Here is a 6,931-nt window from a genome sequence, read left to right as displayed (position 1 = left end):
ACTGATAATTATAAATTAGGGATAAAAGTTGCAACTGTTATACCCTGTATTTTATCAGCAGGTGCTCTTTTTTTCAAAGTTCATTTTAATTCATAACAGGAATGCTCCTTAAATATATTATAAATGTTTGTAATTTTCAAATCTTAATTAAGCTACTTAGACTATAAAATACAATAAAAAAAGAGTCTTCTTCCCTAAAAAAGGGACGAAAGACTCCGCGTTGCCACCCTACTTAATTAAATATAAATATTTAATCCTCTTCATCAAATATAACGGTTATACCGTACTGCTATTCACAGTCCCTCGGAAATGGATTCGCAAAAATAAAGGTATCAGTTTTCACCAACCACTGACTCTCTTAAACCTTATATTTTGTTACTATTTTCATCATAGGTTTTATAAACTATTAAATTATACTTTTATTCTAATACTCTCAGAGTAATATCATTTATTTTATATAAAATATTACATCTTATTTTTTATAAAGTCAATAAAAATTTTTAATATTAAATTAATAAATCATTATATTTAAAAATTAGCTTTACTAGCTATTTCTTTCAACATTTTTGGTACAGATAATATCAATTCCAGTATTAAGCAAATTTTTACATACTACATCTCCTATTTTTATAGGTGGACCTACATGTATTCTACTTAATGCCTTCGAACATTCTACCCACATCTTCTTATTAATAGGTTTACTCGTTTTTACTGAAACCACATTACATAGATCTGAACCCTTTATCCTAACTAAAGTTGTTAATACAGCATCATTTTCATTAATATCATAAATGGTTTCTTCTTTCAAATATACTCATCCCCTACATACTATCAAATTCTTTTATTCTACATAACAAAATATTAGAGTTTTTTGAGTCCTTAGTTATTTCTGTCATTTTTTTACTAGTCTCTCTCGCCAAAATAGAAACTACTTTATTTAGGCAATGTGCCCCTTGGCAATTTCCAAATGCAGCACCGGTTCTTCTCTTAACGCCTTCTACTGTTCTTGCTCCTAACGGTCTGCGTATAGCATCAACTATTTCACCTTCAGTTACCTTTTGGCACCCACATATGATTCTACCATATTTTTCATCGAGCTCTATAACTCTTTTTCTTTCTTCATCACACAAATCGCGAAATTTATAGTTTTCCCTTCTTTTATCATTAAAATCTTTTTTAAGTTTGCACTTCATCATGCTTACTACACTCTCACATACTAGACTTGCAATAGCTGGCGTCATAGTAACTTGCCCATAATGTTTTCCTTTAATTTGAATAAGTCCTTCATCTATACCACTATCATCAATTACCATAGGCTCTTCAAAAAAAGGCCAATCCAAAAACATTTTAACATTCATATCATCCACGACACTAGTTATCTTAGATACTCTTTTTACTACTTCATCATAACTAACATTCTCACTTGTACTAATAGCAGCTACCGTATCTCCTTCCATAGTTGGCAGTGTATAAATTCTCTCACCCTTAGAGTTGATCATAAATAATGCATGAGAATATTTTGTTTTTTCACTATTATCTAAAAGTATATATTTCAATACTCCCTCATTATTATTTATAGCAATATTTTTTTCATTCACGGTAGATTTCTTTTTATTTTCATTAACTTTTTTTTCATTTACTACGCTGTAGTTTTCTGATGGAGTTGTATTTATTACCATTTTACAAGTTAGTTTATTTTTATTGGTAATAACTTTAAATCCTTTTGTTATCTCTTGAATATCTATTACTTCTTCTTCTAGTTTAAATTTGACACCATTATCAAAAGCTACTTCTCCATAGGATAACGCTAAATCAAATGGACAAATTACACCTGTATTTTTAGAATATAGTGCTTTTTTTATATTTACATTTAGATTTGGTTCCATCTCATATATATATTCAGAGTCTAAAATAAGCACATCCTTTGTTCCTCTATCTATTGCTCTATTGTATATTGACTGTATTATATCTACTTCTTCCTCCGTTTGAGCGAGTATTAGGGAACCACATCTTTTAAATGGAATATTAAATTTAGCACTTATAGTATCCATCATTTTATTTCCCATGCGTTCAAGCTTTGCAGTTAAAGTATCTTCACTCTCAACACCATTATATACCATAGCAGTATTTATTAATGCTACATCATCAGCTATATCATAGTCTTTTTCAATAACAGCTATATTAAGATTATATTTAGAAATTTCATAAGCTACTGCACATCCAATTATTCCTCCGCCTAAAATAAGTACATCATAATCCATTATAACCCTCCAGCATACCTAAAACTTATTCTTACATTGTTATTATATCCTTTTTTAAACATACAACGCAATATATAGAGTTTTTTAGATTGTGTTAAATATATTTTATTTAATTACCTTGTTGAGTATATCACCCAATTGCTTAATATATGATCCATACTCATCCCATTTACCATTTTTTTGGGCTACCATTGCCTTGTTATATAAATCTTTAGCTGTTTTTATATTGTCCAGTGCATTATCATCTAACTCTGAATTATATACAGGTTTTAATGTATTGCTTTTATCAGTATAATTAAATATCTGATCTAATGCTAATTCTATATTGTCACCTAAAATTATTTTATCACCATAAGATACTATAACTTTTTTCATCTCTGGTATACTTGTTTTTCCCTTAGCCCTTAAATACATAGGTTCTATGTAAAGTAGAGAATTTTTAATTGGTACAATTACTGTTTCTCCGAATTGGACCTGAGACCCTTGCGTATTCCAAAGTGACAATTCCTTTGATATTACAGTATCTTGATTTATCTGTTGCTTAAATAACACTGGACTATACACTGTTTGCTTTGGTGGCAATATATACAATACCATTTTACCATAATTATCTCCATCCATTCTTGCTCCAAACAGCGATACCATGTTATCTCGACCTTTAGTATTGAAATATTCGAGTAAAACCATTTCTTGTTTACTTTCTTTTGGCAATTTCATTATTAAATAAGAAGCATCAATTTTCTCTTGTTTACCTTCAATTTTGTCTTGATTAGTTGCTATAGACCATACATCGTCTCCATTATAAAACACTCCTGGGTCTGTTATATGGTACTTTTCGAGGAGATCAGATTGCAGACTAAATAGGCTTTCTGGGTACTTAAAGTGTTCTTTTATGCCACTTGGAATCATCTCTGAACTTTTAAATAATTTTGGAAATATCTTTGAATAGCTATTTACTATGGGATCGTTTTTATCAATTATATAAAAGTCAGGAGTTCCGTCTAATGCATCAATAACCACTTTAACTGAATTTCTTATATAATTTTTCCCATCTTGTGGCTGTGAATAAGGATATCTATTTGAGGTTGTATATGCATCTACAATCCAATATAATCGCCCTCCATTTATTACAATATATGGATCGTTATCATATGTTAAAAACGGAGCAATTTTTTTTGCTCTTTCAATTATATTCCTATCAATTAATATTTTACTATTTGACGTAATATCATCAGATAATAAAAATTTAGCACTTTTTTTATTTATTGCAAATAGAATTCTATTTACAATATTCATCTTTATGCCAGCCATGCCTTCATAATTATTCATTTGGTTTTCCCCACCCTTTGGATAATCAAGCTCTCCAATTTTAGTATCAACTATGCTATAATCATTGGTTTTTTCACCAAAATATATCCTGGGGTTAGATAATTTTATATCTGTTTTATTTTCTAGTGGTATATTGTTAATTATGAAATCTGGCTGTCCTTCACTAGTTACTGAATTCACCTTACTTACAACCACTCCATATCCATGAGTATAAACTAAATGTCTATTCTGCCAAGTATTTGAATTGCCTTTCAAAGCCTCTAAGTTAACTTCTCTTGGTGCAATAAATACTTGGTTATATTTTCCATTAATATTATATCTATCAATATCTATATCATTAAATCCATAATAATACCTTAAATATTGGAATTGGTTATAAAATTCTAACGCTGGCTTATACGAATTTACTTTTATATTATTAATAGTATCTTTATTTTCTTTAATATCACCTTTAGTTAAATCATTTTTTATCTCAAATGGTATTTCATCTATGCTATTTATATTAAAAGCTTTTCTTGTACTATCTATATTGTACTGAATATAAGGTTTTTCTAGAGTTTTTTCATTTGATTGAACTTCAAACTTTTGAACTGCAGTTGATGTTATGTTTTCACCAATAACTAAGACAACAATCAAAATAATAGATATAACTACAGGTTTTATTTTATATTTTAATATACTTATAAATGTGATTATAGCGGATATAAAAGATACTACTGCTATTACCTCATAAAACCTTAAGGTTACATGTACATCTGTATAGTTTGCTCCAAAGACTATTCCCTTTTTTGAATATACCAAATCCCATGATTTAATTAAATATCCTAAAGATACCAATAATAATATAAGTGATGATAAAGCCGCAAGCTGCCTACCTGCAAATTTAGTTAATTCACCTCTAATGTTTCTAATGTTTTTAACTTTTTTAATTACAGAAGAATTGTTCCTTTTACTTGGATACATTATATATTCCTTCACCCTTAATATAATATACGTTATCACCGTAATTATCATTAAACCTAATATAAGCGTTTTAAACATCTTATATAACGACTCAATTAATGGAAGTTTAAATATAAAAAATGAAATATCTTTTTTGAATAATGGGTCTACAGATTTAAACTTTGTAGTACTCGCAAATTGTAATATTGTATACCAATATTTAGATGCAAAACCAAAGGAAATTATAAAAGAAATTATAGTGTTAATTAGAATACTAATACTATGTTTTATCTTTTCTTTATTTTTATTAACAGCCTCACCCATTTTACATTTTAAAATAATTGCTTTAAATGTTTTACAATATGTCCAAATTGATATATAGATTACTACAAATACTGGTACCATTAACTTTAAAATAGATGCTATCTTAGTAAAATATACAGACAGATAACCAACTTCTTTAAACCACTGAATATTGATGGCTAGATTAACTATGTTACCTAAGAAAATTATAATAAATACTATTATCACCATAATAGTTACTATTGTTTTTTTCCCTTTCACAAGATTCACCTCTTATTTAATTAGTTAAAATATTATTATATAAAATAAACTAATCACAAATCAAATAATTTTTTTCTTTTAACTCTTTTATAATAAATTCTATAATCTCCTCATTATCTGCCCTTATAGTATGCAAATGTATACCTTTAGTTAAAGATGATAATGGCTGAACACTTGATTCTTTAAACTTTTTTGTAAATTCTTCAATATCCACAAGTGTTTTCATCATAAGCATTGATCTTATTTCGCCATATAAGGGGTGTTCTACTGTTACATCTTCTACTACTCCACCATACTTAACAATACATTCAAGCTCGTTATATATATCATTGCGGCCATGTGAAACTGCTATTACTCTGCGTACAAAATTATTTTCTTCCCTAGGGATTAAATAACCTTCTGGAGTTGCAATTATGTTTACTCCTTCTGCTCTTATAATTGCTATATCTTTTACAATAACCTGTCTTGTAACTCCTAAATTCTCTGCTAGAACCTGACCTTTATATGTATTATCATTTGTAACTAATAGGTTTTTTATATATTCTCTTCTTTCCTTCGAATTCATTTCATCCTCCTAGTATATGTATTTAATTATATTCTAGCACTCTTCACCCATTATTAAAAATTTTTTATAATATAAAAATTTTTAAATTTTTTAATATGTTTTTTTCAAGTTTATTATAAATGGCCATAAAAAAAGAAACTATTATTAGCTTCTTAATTTTTATCATCACATTCTTTTAATATATTTAATTCTATATCATCTATTATATTATTGTTATGATGATTTTTTATCAAAAATAAAAATCTATCATCATATCCATATTGTTTCAATAATTTGCATCCTATCTCTCCATGATTATAATACATATTAACATTTTTAAATTTGCTATACATTCTAATTTTTCCATTTGTTATCTTACTCAATATAACCATTATAGCTTTATCTATTGGATTCATTGTACTATATATCTTACCTATATCATGTAATAGCGCAACTTTTATCAAAAAAAGTGATTGTATTTTCTTTCGTGTACAAGTTAATTCTACATCTCTAGCTACATTTATACAGTGCTTTTGCTCATATATAGGCAATTGGTTAAATAACAACAATTCATAAGTTTTTAAATGATTTTTTAGGAAATCTACATCTTTATCCTCAATTTTAGCAACCATTGATCTATAAAACTGCTTTATTCTATATAGTGACAATGTAGTTCTCCCTTCATATTAAAACTGTGTTATTCTTTTCCTATTTCATTAATTTGTAACTGATTTTTAACGAAATAAAAAACAGTCCAATATGGACTGTTTTTTGGTGGAGATAAAGGGAATCGAACCCTTGACCCCCTGCGTGCAAGGCAGGTGCTCTCCCAGCTGAGCTATATCCCCATATGGTGGACCTTCAGGGACTCGAACCCCAGACCGACCGGTTATGAGCCGGTAGCTCTAACCAACTGAGCTAAAGATCCATATGAATATCTGGCGACGACCTACTCTTCCACAAAGTTACCCCTGCAGTACCATCGGCGCATTGAAGCTTAACCTTCGTGTTCGGTATGGAAACGGGTGTTACCTTCATGCCATAACCACCAGATTTATAAGGTATTAACCTTACTATAAAAGTATACCAAGCTATAGTTAACTTGTCAATACATTTTATGAGATATTCTCTCAAAATTGCACAGTGTTTTAATCTTTTCGCTCTTACGAACAAATTATTATCGCAATATTAATATTAATTGTTACTTATGTTATCTTGGTCAAGCCCTCGACTTATTAGTATTAGTCAGCTGAACATGTTACCATGCTTACACCTCTAACCTATCAACCTG

General features: G+C 28.7%; 5 protein-coding genes, 2 tRNA genes, 2 rRNA genes and 1 other annotated feature. All 9 genes read right to left on the bottom strand.

Features of this window, described 5'->3' with window-relative positions:
• Positions 1-198: 198 nt before the first annotated feature.
• Positions 199-400: a binding site (T-box leader), on the bottom strand.
• Between the two features lie 144 nt (positions 401-544).
• Positions 545-808 carry a DUF1667 domain-containing protein gene (locus tag KPL37_RS18780; protein WP_246578378.1) on the bottom strand — a complete coding sequence of 88 codons (264 nt, stop codon included), beginning with the start codon at positions 806-808 and terminating at the stop codon, positions 545-547.
• A 13-nt stretch (positions 809-821) separates the two neighbouring features.
• Positions 822-2,261, bottom strand: coding sequence for an NAD(P)/FAD-dependent oxidoreductase (locus KPL37_RS18775; protein WP_216151597.1), 1,440 nt, complete (start codon positions 2,259-2,261; stop codon positions 822-824).
• 105 nt (positions 2,262-2,366) lie between these two features.
• Positions 2,367-5,096, bottom strand: a complete 2,730-nt coding sequence (locus tag KPL37_RS18770) for a UPF0182 family protein (RefSeq protein WP_216151596.1) — start codon at positions 5,094-5,096, stop codon at positions 2,367-2,369.
• Positions 5,097-5,145: 49 nt separating this feature from the next.
• Positions 5,146-5,661 (bottom strand): transcription repressor NadR, encoded by a 516-nt coding sequence (locus KPL37_RS18765; RefSeq protein ID WP_216151595.1) that lies wholly within the window; start codon positions 5,659-5,661, stop codon positions 5,146-5,148.
• Between the two features lie 152 nt (positions 5,662-5,813).
• Positions 5,814-6,308, bottom strand: a complete 495-nt coding sequence (locus tag KPL37_RS18760; protein WP_216151594.1) for an HDIG domain-containing metalloprotein — start codon at positions 6,306-6,308, stop codon at positions 5,814-5,816.
• A 104-nt stretch (positions 6,309-6,412) separates the two neighbouring features.
• Positions 6,413-6,488 (bottom strand) — tRNA-Ala (locus KPL37_RS18755).
• A 3-nt stretch (positions 6,489-6,491) separates the two neighbouring features.
• Positions 6,492-6,568 (bottom strand) — tRNA-Ile (locus tag KPL37_RS18750).
• A gap of 8 nt (positions 6,569-6,576) precedes the next feature.
• Positions 6,577-6,693 (bottom strand): 5S ribosomal RNA (gene rrf, locus KPL37_RS18745).
• 162 nt (positions 6,694-6,855) lie between these two features.
• A 23S ribosomal RNA gene (locus KPL37_RS18740) occupies positions 6,856-6,931 on the bottom strand; the annotation flags it as partial.

Origin of the sequence: Clostridium frigoris (assembly GCF_018861865.1) — a bacterium.
In the GTDB taxonomy this organism is placed as follows: Bacteria; Bacillota; Clostridia; order Clostridiales; family Clostridiaceae; genus Clostridium_AD; species Clostridium_AD frigoris.
This window is presented reverse-complemented; position numbering and strand designations above follow the sequence as displayed.